The following is an 18,065-nucleotide window of genomic DNA, read 5'->3' as shown; positions in this document are numbered from 1 at the left end:
CCTTAAGAGAGAGCTGTTAATCTTTCAGTGCCTAGTCGGTAGGAAATAGCTTCTGCGAGATGATGGCGTGAAAGATTTTCTGCTTCGTCGAGATCAGCGATGGTACGTGCAACTTTGAGAATACGATGATAGGCGCGTGCAGAAAGGTGCATTTTTTCACTCACGTCCCGTAAGAGTTTAGCAGCATTTTGATCAGGAATGGCGATTTTTTCGATAATTTTAGCAGGACAATCACCGTTAGTGCGAATATTGTTAAGGCCCAAAGCTGTAAATCGTTTAGCTTGAATAGCACGACACCGTGCGACACGTTTGGCAACATCACAGCTTTTTTCTGCTTGTTCTGGTTGCATAAGATCCATAGCTGTTAGTGCAGGGACATCAATCCGCAAATCAATTCGGTCGAGCAGAGGACCAGAAATACGGGATTGATAATCAATTTGACAGCGTATTCCTTTTGCACAAACATAGCCTTTTTCTCCCGCCATACCACAGCGACAAGGGTTCATAGCAGCAATGAGTTGGATACGAGCAGGATAGCTGATATGGTGATTAGCGCGGGCGATGATACATTCCCCACTCTCTAAAGGTTGACGAAGAGAATCAAGGACCTGTGGAGAAAATTCAGGCAATTCATCAAGAAATAAAACGCCATTATGTGCAAGTGAAACTTCTCCTGGTCGTCCTTTAAGCCCACCACCGATCATTGCTGCCATGGAAGCAGAATGATGGGGAGCACGAAAAGGACAGTGGAGTGAAATAGTATTATGCACTGTTTCTCCTGTGATAGAAGCAATCAGAGAAACATCTAAAAACTCACGGCTATCAAGAGGTGGCAAAATAGAAGGTAAACGTTGGGCCAACATAGATTTTCCTGCACCAGGAGGACCTACAAATAGGAGATTATGCCGTCCGGCGGCACAAACTTCTAATGCACGTTTTGCGGTTTTTTGTCCTTTAATTTCGCAAAGATCTGGGAGTTCAGTTTGAATTGTGTACTGGCGTGGTTGTGGACGTTTTTGAATTTGCGTTCCTTTGAAGTGATTGACTATCGTAAGAAGGCTTTCAGGTGCAAGAATATTCATCTCTGCGTCAGCCCATGCTGCTTCAGGTCCGCATGGGTAAGGACAAATGAGCCCTTTATCGAGTGATAAAGCTGTCATTGCGGCTGGTAAAACACCATTGACAGCTGTAAGTGAACCATCCAGTGATAATTCGCCTAAAATGATGTACTCTTGTGCTACTTCAGGAGGTATAAGCCCCATAACAAGCATTAAACCCACAGCAATTGGCAAATCATAATGTGATCCTTCTTTAGGTAAATCTGCTGGTGCAAGATTAATAGTAACACGTTTGTTAGGCATAGAAAGGCCACAAGCATGAAGAGCTGCTTGCACACGTTCACGGCTTTCTCCAATTGCTTTATCGGCTAGTCCAACAATCGCCATTCCTATTTTACCGGAAGAAATCATAACCTGTACATCAACAGGGACAGCTTCTAGACCGCGAAAAGCAACAGTTGTAACATGTGCAATCATCAGTTTCTTCCTCCCCCGTTTGATGAAAAAAGACAATCATATCTACACATAAAAATCAAGAAGTGTCTCTATGGTTTTTGGGGTGGAGAGATCTATATAGATGTGCAGGTTTTTGTAGCGTAGTAATAGAGAGTAATTTGCACAAATTTAACCATGATTATATGCAGTGAAATAAAACATTTATAATGCACTAAATGAATATGGTAGGGAAAGGAAATAAGGCTGTTTGTGTTGCACAGCAATGATGGATTTTTTCAATATAAGGGGAGGGGATATTATGCATTGCAAGAAAAGAACGTTATTTGATGTGATCAAACATGTGAAATATATAAAAGTAGGTATATTTATCTTTCTTGTTCTACGTTATTTATAGTACTAAAGTGATGTAAAGTTTATTAAAGGTATCTGATTTGATGGTATACCAAACGGGAGTTTTGTTAAAATCAGGAACCGTGCGCAGTGCGTTGATAAGTCTATGTTTTGTCTGTGCTTTTCCACAGCCACTTGCAGCATTTGAGTTTTTTGGTATTCCTCTTTTTGGTCAAAAGAAAACGAATTCCTCCTCCTATGATGGTACAGAAAAATTTTATAAAGTTAATGTTATTGCTCCACCGAGTGCACCACCAGAAGGTGTTAAAATAGTGAAGGCTGTGTCTTCTCTTATTGCTGATCAAGGGAAAGCATCTAGTTCTTCTGGTTTATTAGCGAAAGCCCGTTCAGATTATCGGGCAATTCTTTCTGCTCTTTATGCTGATGGGCGTTATGGTGGTGTTATTAGTATTCAGATTAATGGTTTAGAAGCTGCTGATTTGAGTCCGGTGACTCAACTCCCAGCGCAATCCAATATTGTTATTATGATTGATGCTGGTCCACAATATATTTTTAATGTTGCTGCAATCGATAAAGTTGCTCCATTTGTAAAATATAAAATCAATAAAATGCCCACAATGGAAGAATTGGGGTATAAAGTTGGCATTGTTGCCAAATCTGAAAGTATTTTAAAAGCAGAAAGATGGGCGATTGAAGGATGGCGTCGACAAGGTTATGCTAAAGCTAAAATTGTTAAGAGTGAAGTCGTTGCTGATCATGCTGCGCACTTTATTGATGCGCAAATTACCGTTAATCCTGGAAAAGAAGCTTATTATGGTCCTTTAAGTGTGCGTAATGTGAGTAAGAAGCCGCGCGTAGATTCAGCTTATATTGCACGGATGACAGGATTGAAGGTAGGCCAAAAATATGATTCTGATGCGTTAGCTAAGGCGAATGAAAGGCTTGCACGACTTAATGTTTTTCGTGCTGTGAATATACGTGAGGCTGATACAATTAACCCTGATGGGAGTTTACCGCTTACGCTTGTTTTGGAAGAACGTAAACCCCGTCGTTTTGGAGCAGGTGGTAGTTATTCAACATTAGATGGTGCTGGTTTTGAAGCTTATTGGATGCATAACAATCTTTTTGGCCATGCGGAACACCTCAAAATTGAGACGAAAGTAAGCGGTATTGGGAGCAATAAAGAGAAATCCTATAATCTGAAAAATTTTGATTATCTTCTCGGTGGTATATTTATAAAACCTAGTATATTTACTCCTGATACAGATTTTAGGTCAGAACTGAAAATTCAGCAAGATGTCCTAGATAATTACACGACAAAAGCCATAAAAGGAAAGCTTGGTATAACGCATATCTTTAATGGTAATTTATCGGGTCAAGTTGCTGTAGAAGTTTCCAATGGTTATTCACGCGATATCTATTTTGGAAGCCGTAATTTTACAACAATTGGGTTACCAAGTAGTATCATTTACGATAGTCGTAATAATAAATTCAACGCAACAAAAGGTTTATATGGTGAAGTGTTTGTTGAGCCTTTTTATGAAATGCGCTCTCATAATTTTGTAGCAAAAATGACTGTAGAAGGCCGTTCTTATTGGACACTGGATGAAAATGAGCGTTTTGTTTTTGCCGCGCGGGCAAAGCTTGGTACAATTCTTGGAAGCAATACAGCACAAGTACCTTCGGATACGCTCTTTTTTGCTGGTGGTGGTGGATCTGTTCGCGGTTATGCCTATCGTAATATTGGTGTCAAAACAGACAATGATGCTGTTGTTGGTGGGCGGGCACTTGTGGAGGGGACGGCAGAATTACGTTTTTCTTTAAATGATAAGATAGGGCTTGTCAGTTTTCTTGATGGAGGTCTCGTAGGGGAGAAGGCGCGTTTTGATTTTTCTCAAAACATTAAATGGGGAGCTGGTATTGGAGGTCGCTATATGACAGGTCTTGGACCTTTGCGAGTTGATTTAGCCTTTCCTCTTAAGCGGGAAAAAGGTGATCCTCGTATCGGTTTTTATGTGGGTATAGGGCAAGCATTTTAATGAAAAAAAATGTACGTTTATTGGCTTTCTTATTTGGCTTTTTATTTTTTGTAGCAAGCGTTTTTGTTTTTGTGCAAAAAAGCAATTTGCTCTCTAGAGAAGCGGTAGCGGATGATCGTTCATGGTTTATTTCTTTGATTGAACGTAGACTTTCAGCGCCTAATCGCCAAGTTCGTTTACATAATGTCCAAGGGGCGTTATCTTCTCAAATATCAATCGGGGCCATTACTGTGAGTGATAAAAAAGGTATATGGCTTAAAATTGCCAATGCTAAGGTGGATTGGAACCGCTTAGCATTGTTGAGGGGGCGCATGGATGTTAACCAACTTTCATTGGAACAGGTTACATTTTTACGCAAACCGCAGGGTAATTCTTTTCTTATATCATCCCTTGAATCAGGAAAATTTTCTTTACCAAAATTGCCGCTTGCTCTCTCTATTGAGACATTTACGGCTAAACATGTGATGTTTGAACAGGACCTTTTAGATTTCTCTGCTGATGTGTCCTTAAAAGGAAATTTAACTTTGGCTAACGGTGTTTTTGATGCTGAGTTAGCGGCTCATCGTCTAGATGCACTGGGATCTTTTTCTGTTCTAACAAAGATATACGATAACGATCGTACAGCTAAAATCGATATTCTTGCGGATGAACCGCAAAATGGCATTTTGGCAAATATCTTTAACATTGAAAGGCGTCCTGCATTAAAATTCGCACTTAAAGGTGACGGTACTTTTGATGATTTGGCTGTCAAACTTTCTTTAGAAGTTGATCACCATCCTATTTTAGATGGCAATGTTGTTCTCGCAAGTATTGCAGAAGGACACAGCCTTTCTACTAAACTTGTGGGTACACTTGGTTCTTTAATGCCTCCTCAATATCATAGCCTCTTTGAATCTGATGTCATGTTGAAAGCAGAGGCAAGAATGACAGAAAAAGGCGTGACGCATCTTGATCATATGGTGATTGAGGGTAAAGCGATAAATGTTGTAGCCAATGCTGAAATAGCAGCCGATGGATTTTTACGCCGGCTTTTTGTTGATGGCAAAATGGCTCTGGATAAGGAAAATGGGGCACCGCATTTACCAGCATCAGAAGCACCAGTGCGTGCGGATAATCTTGCTTTAAATATTGACTATGGCCGCGAAGGGCAACAATCATGGAATGGACGGCTTGTGCTCCATCATTGGCGCAATAAAAATATTCATATTCGCGATGCAATTTTTGTTATGGGAGGAGTGAGCGAAAATCTTGATGATGCAACTTCTCGTCATGTTGGTATTCAGGTTAAGGGAACGCTTCGAGGGATTGAAAAAAATAAAGGTGCGTTGGTAGAAAGTCTAGACCAAACAGTTAATGTGCATCTAGATACAGATATTGTTTCTAAAAAACCAGTTTTGGTTCATGATTTTAGTATTACGAGTCAGGGTTTTTCTGCTTGGTTAAAAGGGAAAATAGATCGTTTTGTTTTTAAAGGCGATCTTGGTTTAAAAGCCCAAGCACTCGCTCCTTTTAATCTGTTGAGTGCACAATCATTTTCTGGTAGCGCAGATATTAAAGCCAAAGGAATTATCGGTTTAATGGATGGCATTTTTGATCTCAAATTATCAGGAATGGCTGACAACATGAAAATAGGTGTGGAACCTTTCAATCGTTTGTTCAAAGGAAATTTTACTCTTTCAGGTGGTGTTGCTCGCAACAGGACAGGTTTCACTTTTCGTCGTTTAGATTTGAAAAGTCAATACGCGAGAATAAAGGCTGATGGCACTTTTTCAAGTGAAAGAGCTAAGATAGATTTATATGCGCAACTATCTGATCTTTCTAGGTTGGATTCAAGAATGAAAGGCGCACTCACAATCCGGAGTACTGCTAGAGGACACAATAGTCTTATAAAATTTAACACACATGCTCAAGTTGCTGAAGCATTTTTAATGGGCAAGAAACTCCAAAATACAACACTTACTATGCAAACACTGATGGATAATACATTGCCGGTACCTTTTTTAACGGGTTCTGTAAAAGGGGAAGGAACTTTTGCTAAGAAGCCGTTGTATTTATCTGCTTCTTTTAAGGATTCTCATCGGATTCGAAAACTTGAAAATATCAATATAAAAGGAGGAAATGCAAAAATAACAGGTGACCTTTCTCAAATAGGAGATTTTGTGAAGGGAGCATTACATATTGATGCTGATGATATTTCAGAATTTTCTGCATTATTTTTGCAGGAAAGCAGCGGAAAAATAAAAGGGGATTTTGTATTTGATGAACAAAATGGCAAACAGAAAGCCAATTTCAAGGCGCATGTTGACCATTTAAGCTTTGCAAAGAATAAAATTAAAAAGTTGGAAGTCAAAGCAGATGTCTTTGACCTTTTTGGCATGGCACAGTTTGAGGGTTTTATCCATGCGGAGCATATCCAAACGCCTTTGATGATGGTTAACCGTTTAAATGCTCAAGCCAATAGGAAGAATGGGCAAACAGTTTTTACTGTTCAGGCGACATTGCCTAATAATACCAACGCACAGCTTTCTGGGCATGTGGTGATGGTAGGTCTTCCAGTAGGTATAAAACGAGAAGTTCAGATTGAAACTATAGATGTTAAACAACCCAATCTGAACGCGAAATTATCGAAACCCGCTACAATTGTTTTTGATAAAGATGGCATGACAGTAAATGAATTGAAAGTTGCCATTAATGGTGGGTCGGTTCTGCTTTCAGGAAATGTTCAAGATACCTTGAATCTACATCTTACGATGAATACCCTTCCTGCTGCTTTAGTTAATCTATGGAAATCTGATCTTGGAGTATCTGGTATTGTAACAGGGCAAGTGATGATTCGAGGTCATTTCAAAAAACCTGATGTAACCTATGAGATAAAAGGTGAAGATCTAACAACCATTGCGCTTCGAGATAAAAAAATAATGCCTTTTGTGCTCTCTGCTACAGGTAAAACAGTAGACCAAAACCTGACTTTGAATGCAAATTTAACAGGAGAAGGATTACAAGCACAAACACAGGGGAGTGTGTCTTTGGATAAAAACCAACTTGATCTCCATATTAACTTACGTGATTTTCCTGCGCATTTGGTGAATAGTTTTACTGAAGGGGAAGCGCTTAAAGGAAAAATTGTAGGCAAGATCGATATTGATGGAACAATGAAGGATCCATCTGCTTATTTTGAGCTTTCTAGTCAAAGCTTGACTTCTATGACGCATAAAGGGCCTCTGTCGATCAATATGAGTGCTCGTGGTTCTTATAAAAAATCGATTTTTCATATTGAGAATATAATAGCAACAGGAGATAAAGGATTAGATCTTTCTATAAATGGCCCCGTGTCTTTAAGTGGTTCAGATGCCAAATTGAATGTTAAAGGAACAATGCCTCTTGGCCTTGTTGATTTGTTATTAGCTAAGCGTGGAGCCCATGTAACAGGTACAGGAAGAATTGATGCAACTCTACAGGGGAGATTATCACAGCCACAGCTGACAGGGAATTTTTCTATAGCCAATGGTAGTTTTTTTGATTCACAAACGAATGTAGCATTGAGCGATATAACGCTTGAAGGCAAATTAAATGGTGACCATATTCTTATAGAAAAAGCTTCTGCTTCTTCATCTGGAGGGGGCTCTCTCTCCGCTTCGGGCCGTATTTCTAACGATTGGCAAGCGGATTTGGTATTTAATCTTAACCGTGCCAATTATAATGATGGTTCCATGATTCTTGCAACATTGTCAGGCAAGATGACAATGGCGGGTTATTTTTTGGGTGACCTTGTTATTGGTGGTGATATTACCGTTGAAAAAGCAGAAATTATTGTTCCTGATCATTTTCGAAATGCAAAGTTTCTTGATGTTAAAAATAAGAATTTAACCAAATCGATCCAAAAGACACTTGAACGTGCTGATGTTAAGAGCTCTAGTCAAAACCGTGATGTTTCTCAAAAAACTTCATCTACTATGCTAAATATGCGGATTACTGCACGCAATCAATTTTTTGTACGAGGGCGAGGGTTAGATGCTGAATTGGGAGGGCGTATTAACCTGACTGGGCCATTACATGATGTCCATCCGGTTGGTGAATTTCAGATGATTCGCGGACGTTTTGATATTCTTTCACGGCGTTTCAGTTTTGATCAAGGACAAGCGAGCTTTAGTGGTAACCTTGATCCTACTGTTTATTTTGTGACCAACAATAATATTGGTGATATTCGTGTCACTGTTACTGTAAGTGGAACGATTGATAGTCTGGATGTGCATTTTTCTTCGCAACCTAATTTGCCACAAGATGAGGTTTTAGCGCGTTTGATTTTTAACCGCTCTCTTAGTGAATTATCACCATTTCAGATTGCACAGCTTGCAGCAGCAGCAGCAGACCTTGTCGGTGCTTCTAATACATCCTTATTAAACGCGCTACGGGCTAAAATTGGTCTTGATGATCTTGATGTTATCGTTGATGAAAAGGGTAATACGGGTTTACGCGTTGGGCGCTATATACACAATAACATTTATTTAGGCTTTGAAGCAGGATCGGATGGAATGACAAAAGGAACAATTAATTTGGATATTTCACGACATCTCAAAGCTAAAGGTGCCATAGGGAATGAAAAGAATTCTAGTGTTGGTATATTTTACGAAAAAGACTATTAAGAATTGAGGCGCTAAAGTTCTCATTTTAGGTTTTGTTTATCATGCCCTTTAATGGGAGCATATTCTTCAAAAAAGAAGTATATCATTATATTGTTCGTTCGATATATTTCTTGTAATACCGCTAATTGTTTCAATTCCATCTCTCAGTGCTATCTATATAGGCAGTACAGGGATGAGTATGGATAAAAGCGGTATAGATCATCACAGCTTCATATCTATTGGCAAGTTCTTTAAAGCTTGATGCTTGCTTTCTTTTCATTTCATATGCCACATTTATGGATGTTACGCTCCTTATCCTGAGGGTGAGGAGGCTCTTATTATTGGGATTCTGTTTTTAAAATGAGATAAACTTCTTTAACAAAACAGCAGGTAAAGTTTATTCTCATGCAAATTCTGGAAATTTTTCTCAGGAAACCTTAAATCTTCTGCTAATCTCTACTCTCAATACAATACTGCTTCATAGGAACATTCCTGTTCTTTATATTTATAAAAGAATGTGGTTACCTATCAAATTTTACTTAGATACACAGGATTTAGGATATTTGCTTTTTAAATTGGATATTATGAAGTTTTTTATAAAAACTATTTTCTTTTGCCAGCAGTTCTTTTGGGGTACCTTGTTCAATTAAATTTCCATTTTTTATAACAACAATTTTGTGAGCGCGAGCAATCGTTGAAAGGCGATGAGCGATGACGATTGTTGTACGTCCTTTGGTAAGGCGATGAAGGGCTTCATTAATTTGTGCTTCAGTGTGTGAGTCTAAAGCGCTTGTTGCTTCATCAAAAATCAGGATTTCACTATCATGAAGCATTGCTCTGGCGATAGCGAGCCTTTGTTTTTGTCCCCCTGAAAGATTACAGCCATTATCACCTATCTGTGTATCGTAGCCATTTGGTAGATTCATAATAAAGTCATGAGCATTGGCTGTTTTCGCTGCTTTGATAATATCATCATCACTGGCTCCTTCTTTCCCAAGTCCGATATTATATTTAACAGTTCCCTGAAAGAGAAAAGTATCCTGACCTACATAGGCTATCAAGTTTCGAAGAGAGCGGAAAGTAGTATATTTAATGTCTTGATCATTAATCAATATCCGTCCCTTTGTTGGGTCATAAAGACGCATAATCAGATTAATAAGGGTTGATTTGCCTGATCCTGAAGGTCCTACCAATGCGGTCATTTTTCTAGGTTCTATTTCCAGATTGATATCCTTCAACACCGTTTGGTTATCCGCATATGCAAAAGAAACATCTTCAAAGCGGATAATTCCTTGTCTTTTATCCAGATCTTTGGCTTCCTCATGTTCTATGAGCGTAATGGGATGGTCAAGTATTTCATACATGGTACGGATATTAACCAAGCCAGATTCAATTTTGACACGTACATTTGCTAGTCTTTTTGCTGGTTCGTAAGCCAAAAGCAAAGCGACAATAAAGGACATGAATTCACCTTGAACGCCTGCACGTTGGGTCGCAAGGTAGCCAGAAAAGCAGATAATACCTGCAATAGCAACTCCAGCGAGCGTTTCCATAATCGGATTTGTAATGGCTTGAAGTGTTGCAATAGTGTTTGCTTGTTTTTCAACATCACAAATGGCTTTATTCATCCGTTTTTTCATGAGTTCTTCTAATGAAAAAGCTTTGATGACTCGAATACCAATAGAACTTTCTTGCACAATTTTGATAATTTCACCAAGTGAAAGGAGTTCTTTTTCCACGAGGCTGCGAATACGTTTTAAAGCCATTCGTACCCCTAAAAAAGCCAGTGGTCCTACTACTAAAGTGATAGTGATTAACGTAAAATTTTGAATAAACATGACCAGCAATAAGCCACTAACAGATAGTAAATCACGCACAAAAGTTGTGATAATTATATCAATAATATTACGCACTGCTGTAGCGTTATGGGTTACGCGAACAAGAAGATCAGAGGAAGTATTATTGTGATAAAAAGAAACACCTTGTTCCATAAGGCGTGCATAAATTTTGCGTTGTTGTTCAGCGACAATACTGTTACCTGCTTTGCTTAAAAAGTAAGTTTGGGCAAAAGTTGCAATCCCTTTGAGAATAAAAATAAAAGCAATAATGCTAGAAATCAAAACAATCATACCAAAATTCTGCGCATCAACAATAGAGTTGACAACATCACGCATAATCCACGCACTCGCTGCAGTTGTGCAGGAAATAATGATCATTGAAAAAATAGCTGCACTGTACCAACGTGCATGTTTATGAAAATTTTCTTGCAAAAGACGAATGATAAGATGTTTATCAAAAGCGGAAATTTGTTTTTTGACCATAAAGTGCTTCTATATTCTATCGTCGTTTTATGCAAGATTGAAGCATTATTAAAAGACGCTTAGTCTTTTTGATAAAAAGAGCAGTCACTTAAGAAAGAGATTAATATGCACGCAATACTCATTAAAAGCACCATGAGAGATGTCATAGCGCTTTTAAACCATATTCACATATTCAACTCTAGATGAGTTGCATTCCGTACATCATCTCAATGAGAAATCATTTAGCTGCTATGACCATCATCATTTGACGGCCTTCGAGTTTTGGTTCAGATTCGATTTTGGCAATTTCACTTGTATCTTCTTTAACACGCTGAAGAAGCTTCAATCCAAGGTCTTGATGTGCCATTTCACGACCACGAAAACGCAAAGTAATCTTTACTTTATCGCCATTACCAATAAAGCGATGAATAGCTTTAAGCTTGACACCATAATCATGGACATCAACATTTGGACGCATCTTAATCTCTTTGATTTCGATGACCTTTTGTTTTTTACGCGTTTCAGCAGCTTTTTTTTGAGTCTGGTATTTTAATTTGCCCAAATCAATAATTTTACATACCGGTGGTTCGGCATTTGGCACAATTTCAACCAAATCAAGCCCCGCATCTGCAGCCATAGCAAGTGCTTCTTGTATTGGAACGATTCCCCGATGTTGTCCCTCATCATTGATAAGCTGAACACGAGGAACTCGGATATCCTGATTTGAACGTGGCCCATCTTTCTGGGTAGCTGTCATTTTAAACGGTTTGCGAATGGTTTATGTTCCTTTAATTTGATTCACCTATAACGTAATTTAATATACAATTATATACAGAAAAACAACTAGAATTCGTGCTTTTTTCATTATTTGATGATGACCTTGAGGTTTAATTTTGAGAAAAGAAATTTTTCTTTTATGCGTAAAACTGTTTTGTGAGGAAAAGAACAATGGATCAAAATATTCCGTGCCAATTTTTTTCGTTTGAAGATACTGCTCTCGCAGTACGTTATCGCAAAGGTAATCGTTCTCCAGGTTTAGTTTGGCTTCATGGTTATCTATCCGATATGTCAGGGGATAAGGCGTTATTGGTTGATAGTTTTGCTCAGAAGAATGATTTGTCTTGCTTACGTTTTGATTATTCTGGGCATGGAGAATCGGGCGGTGATTTTTTTCAAGGAACGATTTCACGCTGGGTTCAGGAAAGTTTAGCGGTTTTTGAAACTTATTGTGAGGGGCCACAAATTTTGATTGGTACCTCTATGGGGGGATGGATTGCTCTAAAGCTTGCTATGATGCTAGCACAAAAAAATAAGAGGCTTGCTGGTATGGTCTTGATTGCGCCAGCTCCTGATTTTACACAAACATTGATAGAATCAGGGCTGGGTCGAAAGGGGTGGAAAATTTTAGAAGAAACAGAGCATATTGAACGATCTGAAATTAGTTATATGGAGCCGGTCCCCTTTACAAAAGTATTTATTGAAGATGGCAGAGACAACTGCGTCATGAAGGGATGCATAGATGTTGGATGTCCAATTCATATTCTACAAGGGATGGAAGATGTGGAGATACCCTATCAGCATACAATGACTTTACTGAATCATTTGCCTTTACATGATGTAACATTGACACTTGTTCGTGATGCAGATCATCGCTTTTCGCGTCCGCAAGATTTGGATTGCCTTGAAAGGGTATTGAAATCATTGATTGAACAAATTAATGCGGGGTGAGAGTCACATTCATTGATAATGAAGACATAATGTATGATCATTGATGAACAGCATTTTATTTTTTCTGATCGTGTTATCCCTCTAAAAGTACGCACGCATAAACATGCGCGTCGCCTCACATTACGTGTTGATGCGAATGGGCAGGGAATTTGCGTAATAACACCACCAGCGATAAACCTTTGTTTGGTTCAAGCTTTTATTGAAAAAAACCGCTCTTGGATTGAAGCGCGTCTTACTCGTGTGTGCGTTTCTCAAAAGAGTCCTTATCTCAAAGAGGGTACTACGATTCCTTTATTAGGTGTTGCACATACTATAAGGCATAAAGAAGGACGTGGAGTGACGGAAATTATTGCAGGGGATGCAGGACGAGAACCTCAAATTATCGTTTATGGTCAATTAGAATATTTGCCAAGGCGTATTGCGGATGTTTTAAAAAAACAGGCTGCGTTTGTTATAACACCCTTGGTTGCATGTTATGCAGAGAAAGTGGAGCGTAAAGTGAAATCAGTTTGCTATAAAGATACCAAGAGCCGTTGGGGATCTTGTTCGATAGACAGACGCCTTTCTTTTTCTTGGCGTCTTATTATGGCGCCAAAAGAAATTGTTGAATATGTTGTTGCACATGAGGTTGCCCATCTTATTGAAATGAATCATGGACCAAAATTTTGGGCTCTTTGTGAAAAACTTTGCCCAGGGAGTAAAACCCATCGCGCTTGGTTGAAAGAAAATGGTCATATGTTGCAAGCGATCAATTTTCATTCCTATGAGTTGGATAAGTTGGAAATATGAAAAAAAACCTTGAAAAAGAAAATATTCAATGGAACTTCTTATTTCACTTTCCATTGTGTATGTGCTTCATCACATGATGAGCAACGCATTGAAGCCTCAGCAAGATTGTCTTCCCCTACTTGGTTTGCTGAGTGTCTTCAATGTTTTTGCTTTATCTTTTTTGTAATTCAGCTTAATAATCTTTCATCATTCTTAAGTTCAGATTGGAAAAGCATTTATGCCTGTCCTTACAGATCCACTTCAGCTCTTACAGGCACTTATTCGTTGTCCTTCTGTTACACCGCATGAGGCAGGTGCTTTATCAACTTTGGAGCAATTTTTAAAGAAGATGGGGTTTTGTGTTGAACGCCCTGTTTTTACGGATAAAAATACAGACGATGTTGAAAATCTTTATGCGAAGATGGGGGAGGGTGGACCGCATCTTATGTTCGCGGGTCATACTGATGTTGTGCCACCAGGTGCGTTGGAAAATTGGACGTACCCTCCTTTTGAAGCTGTCGTAAATCAAGGAAAATTATACGGGCGAGGCGCTGTTGATATGAAGGGCGGGATTGCTTGTTTTATTGCAGCGTTGGCGCGAGTCCTTAAGAAACAATCTATTAAAGGAACGGTAAGCCTTTTAATTACTGGTGATGAAGAAGGTCCTGCACTTAACGGTACAGTGAAACTTCTCAAATGGGCAGCACAAAAAGGCGAAAAATGGACTGCGGCTCTTGTGGGAGAACCAACAAGCGTAAAGCTTGTTGGGGACGTGATAAAGATTGGACGTCGAGGATCAATTTCTGGTAGCATTACAGTTAAAGGGCGCCAAGGTCATGTTGCTTTTCCTGAACGAGCAGCTAACCCATTACCGTTGGTAAGTAAGCTGATTCAAGCGTTGACACAAACGGCTTTAGATCAAGGAACAGAAAATTTTCAACCAAGTCATTTAGAATTGACATCCATTGATACGGGTAATTGTGCAGTGAATGTTATTCCAGAGCAGACGATAATTCGTTTTAATATACGCTATAATGATCTTTGGACAAAAGAAACGCTTATGACAGAAATTGAAAAGCGTCTTGCTTTAGTGCAATCAAAAAACAACAGTGATCAATATCCCTATTATCAGCTTGAATGGATTCCAAGTTTGGGAGATGTTTTTTTAACCAAAAATGATAAACTCGTTGCAACTTTATCAAATGCTATTAAAAATATAACAGGGAATATACCAGAATGTTCTACTTCGGGGGGAACTTCGGATGCGCGATTTATTAAGGATTATTGCCCAGTGGTTGAATTTGGTTTACCGGGGCAAACGATGCATATGGTGGATGAGTGTGTAACTCTTGATGCATTGGAAACCCTCACTTCTATTTATGAACGTTTCATTGTTGATTTTTTTGCATAGTGGAAAGCTTATTTTTAAGCACCTGCTTCTTAAATTGAAAACAGTGAATGTTATGCCATAAGTGACAGGATTACGAGTTCAAATCATGAAATTCTAGGTTGCTAATTGGCTGATGATGTGGTCAAGAAGGATACGCCCTTTGCTTGTTGCCTTTAAGCGTTGGTTTCCTAACATTTCTATGAGTCCTTGTTGTTGTAAATCAATAAGCTTTTCCATTGGTAAACTTTTAGGGTTTAAGGTTTCATAACGCGCAAGATCCAAACCTTCTGAAAGGCGCAAGCCCATGAGAAGCATTTCATTTGCTTGTTGTAATGGGGTCAATTGTTCTGTCTCAATACAGCCATGTCCTGTCGTTTCTACCAATTCAAGCCAATGCTCAGGATATTTTTCATTTATTGTAACATAACGTTCACGGTTTTCAATTTGAGAGCAAGGGGCTTTTGAAGAGGCAGAAAAATTATTTGGTAGGCGCTCAATAAAGCGACCATGGGCTCCTGGACCAAAGCCTGCATATTCATGATAACGCCAATAGAGAAGATTGTGCGCCGATTCAGCGCTGGGGATTGCATGATTTGAGATCTCATAGGCTAGAAGTCCGTGCTGTGCCGTTATTTCTTGGGTGAGATGATACAAGTCTGCTGCGAGTTCTGAAGCAGGGAGGATTAGTCTTCCTGCGGCATGAAGCCGTTTAAAAGCAGTTCCTTCTTCGATAGTCAATTGGTAAAGAGAAAGATGATCTGCTGCCAAATCAAGTGCTTGTAAAAGTTCACATTTCCATTGTTCGTATGTTTGTTCGGGGCGGGCATAAATGAGATCAAAAGATAAACGTGGGAAGATTTCCCGCGCGAGAGCAATAGCATGGAGAGCTTGTTTCACGTCATGGAGACGGCCAAGTTGTCGCAATGCTTTGTCATTGAGTGCTTGTACACCTAAGGACAAGCGGTTAACGCCTGCTGTACGATATCCACGAAAACGTTCTGCTTCTACACTTGAGGGATTAGCTTCTAATGTAATTTCAACTTTATCATCAACAGTCCATTTTTTTGCAAGTGCTTGCAACAAGGCATCGACAGTCTGAGGCGTCATAAGAGAAGGTGTTCCACCGCCAATAAAAATACTCGTAATGCGACGTGGACCTATTTTATGGTACTGTGTTTCTATTTCGCGTTCAAAGGCAGCGACAAAACGTGGTTGATCAACACCATGAACGCGCACATGTGAATTGAAATCACAATAGGGACATTTTGTTGCACAAAAGGGCCAATGAATGTAAACGCCAAAAGGTTCATTCATGAGAGAATCAAAAGGTTTTCAGCTAAAAGTTTAAAAGCACGTGCGCGATGCGAGAGAGGTGTTTTATTATTGAGTTTCCAGCCATGTTTTTGCTCTGTTGACATTTCCCCAAAGGTATTTTCATATCCATCTGGTAAAAAAATGGGATCAAAACCAAAACCTTTATCTCCTCGTGGTGGCCAAATGAATGTACCTTCAACACTGCCTTGGAAATAGTCCGAATAGCCATCAGGCCATGCAATACATATGACCGATATAAATCGGCTTTTCCGTTGTTTTTTTTCATGTGCTCCAATTTTTTGGAGTTCGTCTTCTATTCTTTGCATCGCTTTTGGAAAATTACGTGTACCATCGGGTTGAAGGGTCCAATCAGCTGTATAAACGCCTGGTGCACCGCCTAATGCATCTACTTCCAAGCCAGAATCATCAGAAAGAGCAGGAAGACCTGTGTTTTTTGCTGCTGCAAAGGCTTTGATGTAGGCATTTTCTTCAAATGTGTTTCCCGTTTCTTTTGGTTCCGGCAATCCGAGCTCTTTTGCTGATTGTATTGTAAAACCGAAGGGAGCGAACAAAGTGGTAATTTCATGCAATTTACCAGCATTATGTGTCGCAATGACAAGTTTCTTGGATTCTATACTTCTCATAGATATTTCTCCAGAAATAAAGGGGGTATGTTGCGCTAAAAACAGTTTAAACACTCATATATGCGAGTTTTTCCGGATTTTACGCGATATGATTTTTGTATATTCATTGAGCGTTTATTCGAAGGAAATCTTTTGTATTTTGAGTGGACAATAATTGAAAAGATATATAGTGGGTCTCTTTTTTTGATGATAGCATTTTTTTATGGTAAAAGATATAATATGCTTTTGCACTACTTTGGACTATTTGACCAAAACTTGGTAAAACTTATATAAGAAAGAAGTGTTTTTAAAGTAGTGAAAAAATTGTGATGAAGCACAAACCTATTGATGATGAATTAAAATATCTTGATGAGCGTTCGCGCGATATCTTTCGCCATATTGTGGAAGCCTATCTTAATGACGGTGAACCTGTAGGATCACGGAATCTTTCGCGGCTTTTGCGGCAAACATTATCTCCTGCAACGATTCGCAATGTAATGAGTGATCTTGAACATCTTGGTTTGATTTATGCACCTCATATTTCTGCAGGGCGAATGCCAACACAATCAGGATTACGATTTTTTGTTGATGCGTTTATGGAAGCAGGTGATTTGCCAAACGAGGAGCGCGAGAGTATTGAAACGCAAGTTAAGGAGGCTGGTCATGCGCAATCCGTTGAACATTTTCTTGTCCAAGCGAGCCGCGTTCTTTCAGATCTCTCACGTGGGGCAGGGCTTGTTTTAGCAACAAAATATGAAGGGACATTGAAACATATTGAATTTGTGCGCCTTGATGGGGAGCATGCTCTTGCTGTTTTAGTGACTCAACAAGGTGACGTTGAAAATCGTATTGTTCATTTACCAGAAGGGGTTACCCATGCACAATTGACAGAAGCAACGAATTTTCTCAATGCGCATATTCAGGGGCTCACATTGAGTGAAGCTAAAGAAGAAATTGCCCGTTTATGTTCAGAAACACGGGCTGCACTTGATCACTTGTCTCATCATCTTGTTGAAACGGGGTTAGCTCTGTGGGGAGGGGAAGATGCTGATCATAAAATACACCTCATTGTTCGCGGGCGCAGCAATTTGCTTGAAGATGTGAAGGCCGAAGAAGATTTAGAGCGGTTACGACATCTTTTTGATGACCTAGAAACGCGTGAAAGTATGGCGCAACTACTTGATTTAACGGATGAAGGTTCAGGGGTTCGTATTTTTATTGGTTCAGAAAATAAGTTGTTTTCGCTTTCTGGTTCTTCTTTGGTGGTGGCACCTTATCGTGATTCAAAACAAAGAGTTATTGGCGCTTTAGGCGTTATTGGGCCTACACGGCTTAATTATGCAAGAATTGTACCTATGGTCGATTATACAGCTCAACTTGTATCGCAACTGCTGCGTTAGACGATGAGGGAGAATA

11 protein-coding genes are annotated in these 18,065 nt (G+C 39.3%); 6 read left to right on the top strand and 5 right to left on the bottom strand.

Going from position 1 to position 18,065, the window contains the following annotated elements; genetic code table 11:
- Positions 1-2: 2 nt before the first annotated feature.
- Positions 3-1,535, bottom strand: coding sequence for a YifB family Mg chelatase-like AAA ATPase (locus tag J7R12_RS01140; RefSeq protein WP_126602202.1), 1,533 nt, complete (start codon positions 1,533-1,535; stop codon positions 3-5).
- A gap of 413 nt (positions 1,536-1,948) precedes the next feature.
- Here J7R12_RS01140 and J7R12_RS01135 point away from each other — a divergent pair, with 413 nt between their 5' ends.
- Together J7R12_RS01135 and J7R12_RS01130 are read left to right on the top strand one after the other, a co-directional pair.
- Positions 1,949-3,904 (top strand): autotransporter assembly complex protein TamA, encoded by a 1,956-nt coding sequence (locus J7R12_RS01135; RefSeq protein ID WP_126602204.1) that lies wholly within the window; start codon positions 1,949-1,951, stop codon positions 3,902-3,904.
- Complete coding sequence (locus J7R12_RS01130; protein WP_126602206.1) at positions 3,904-8,547, top strand: translocation/assembly module TamB domain-containing protein; 4,644 nt, start codon at positions 3,904-3,906, stop codon at positions 8,545-8,547. The genes J7R12_RS01135 and J7R12_RS01130 overlap by 1 nt, the downstream gene beginning before the upstream one ends.
- A 533-nt stretch (positions 8,548-9,080) precedes the next feature.
- On the opposite strand, the gene J7R12_RS01125 is transcribed toward J7R12_RS01130, so the two are convergent.
- Positions 9,081-10,847 (bottom strand): ABC transporter ATP-binding protein, encoded by a 1,767-nt coding sequence (locus J7R12_RS01125; protein WP_126602208.1) that lies wholly within the window; start codon positions 10,845-10,847, stop codon positions 9,081-9,083.
- A 217-nt stretch (positions 10,848-11,064) separates the two neighbouring features.
- The gene (gene infC / locus J7R12_RS01120) at positions 11,065-11,583 is read right to left on the bottom strand and encodes a translation initiation factor IF-3 (RefSeq protein ID WP_126602210.1); all 519 of its coding nucleotides are present in this window, start codon (positions 11,581-11,583) and stop codon (positions 11,065-11,067) included.
- A 191-nt stretch (positions 11,584-11,774) separates the two neighbouring features.
- Between infC and J7R12_RS01115 the strand changes: the two genes are divergently transcribed.
- The 3 genes from J7R12_RS01115 to dapE all read left to right on the top strand — a co-directional run bounded on the left by J7R12_RS01115 (position 11,775) and on the right by dapE (position 14,733).
- A complete protein-coding gene (locus tag J7R12_RS01115) occupies positions 11,775-12,554 on the top strand; it encodes an alpha/beta hydrolase (protein WP_126602212.1) in 780 nt (259 codons plus the stop codon).
- A gap of 33 nt (positions 12,555-12,587) precedes the next feature.
- Positions 12,588-13,343, top strand: coding sequence for a M48 family metallopeptidase (locus J7R12_RS01110; RefSeq protein ID WP_126602214.1), 756 nt, complete (start codon positions 12,588-12,590; stop codon positions 13,341-13,343).
- A 217-nt stretch (positions 13,344-13,560) separates the two neighbouring features.
- Entirely contained in the window at positions 13,561-14,733 is a 1,173-nt protein-coding gene (dapE, locus tag J7R12_RS01105; protein ID WP_126602216.1) for a succinyl-diaminopimelate desuccinylase, read from the top strand.
- Positions 14,734-14,826: 93 nt separating this feature from the next.
- Here dapE and hemW read toward each other — a convergent pair whose 3' ends face one another.
- Entirely contained in the window at positions 14,827-16,026 is a 1,200-nt protein-coding gene (hemW, locus tag J7R12_RS01100) for a radical SAM family heme chaperone HemW (protein ID WP_126602218.1), read from the bottom strand.
- Positions 16,023-16,670 carry an RdgB/HAM1 family non-canonical purine NTP pyrophosphatase gene (rdgB, locus tag J7R12_RS01095; RefSeq protein WP_126602220.1) on the bottom strand — a complete coding sequence of 216 codons (648 nt, stop codon included), beginning with the start codon at positions 16,668-16,670 and terminating at the stop codon, positions 16,023-16,025. Before rdgB ends, hemW begins: the two co-directional genes overlap by 4 nt.
- 308 nt (positions 16,671-16,978) lie before the next feature.
- Here rdgB and hrcA point away from each other — a divergent pair, with 308 nt between their 5' ends.
- Entirely contained in the window at positions 16,979-18,049 is a 1,071-nt protein-coding gene (hrcA, locus tag J7R12_RS01090) for a heat-inducible transcriptional repressor HrcA (RefSeq protein WP_126604000.1), read from the top strand.
- The last annotated feature ends 16 nt before the right edge of the window (positions 18,050-18,065 follow it).

It is taken from the genome of Bartonella vinsonii subsp. vinsonii (assembly GCF_902825235.1).
GTDB lineage: Bacteria > Pseudomonadota > Alphaproteobacteria > Rhizobiales > Rhizobiaceae > Bartonella > Bartonella vinsonii.
The sequence above is the reverse complement of the archived record's forward strand: the minus strand, read 5'-3'. Positions and strand labels throughout refer to the sequence as shown.

What these genes read in the sequence shown, in the direction of transcription:
- J7R12_RS01140 (WP_126602202.1), bottom strand. Translation starts at nt 1,535, where the DNA reads ATGATTGCACATGTTACAACTGTTGCTTTTCGCGGTCTAGAAGCTGTC.
- J7R12_RS01135 (WP_126602204.1), top strand. Translation starts at nt 1,949, where the DNA reads ATGGTATACCAAACGGGAGTTTTGTTAAAATCAGGAACCGTGCGCAGT.
- J7R12_RS01130 (WP_126602206.1), top strand. Translation starts at nt 3,904, where the DNA reads ATGAAAAAAAATGTACGTTTATTGGCTTTCTTATTTGGCTTTTTATTT.
- J7R12_RS01125 (WP_126602208.1), bottom strand. Translation starts at nt 10,847, where the DNA reads ATGGTCAAAAAACAAATTTCCGCTTTTGATAAACATCTTATCATTCGT.
- infC (WP_126602210.1), bottom strand. Translation starts at nt 11,583, where the DNA reads ATGACAGCTACCCAGAAAGATGGGCCACGTTCAAATCAGGATATCCGA.
- J7R12_RS01115 (WP_126602212.1), top strand. Translation starts at nt 11,775, where the DNA reads ATGGATCAAAATATTCCGTGCCAATTTTTTTCGTTTGAAGATACTGCT.
- J7R12_RS01110 (WP_126602214.1), top strand. Translation starts at nt 12,588, where the DNA reads ATGATCATTGATGAACAGCATTTTATTTTTTCTGATCGTGTTATCCCT.
- dapE (WP_126602216.1), top strand. Translation starts at nt 13,561, where the DNA reads ATGCCTGTCCTTACAGATCCACTTCAGCTCTTACAGGCACTTATTCGT.
- hemW (WP_126602218.1), bottom strand. Translation starts at nt 16,026, where the DNA reads ATGAATGAACCTTTTGGCGTTTACATTCATTGGCCCTTTTGTGCAACA.
- rdgB (WP_126602220.1), bottom strand. Translation starts at nt 16,670, where the DNA reads ATGAGAAGTATAGAATCCAAGAAACTTGTCATTGCGACACATAATGCT.
- hrcA (WP_126604000.1), top strand. Translation starts at nt 16,979, where the DNA reads ATGAAGCACAAACCTATTGATGATGAATTAAAATATCTTGATGAGCGT.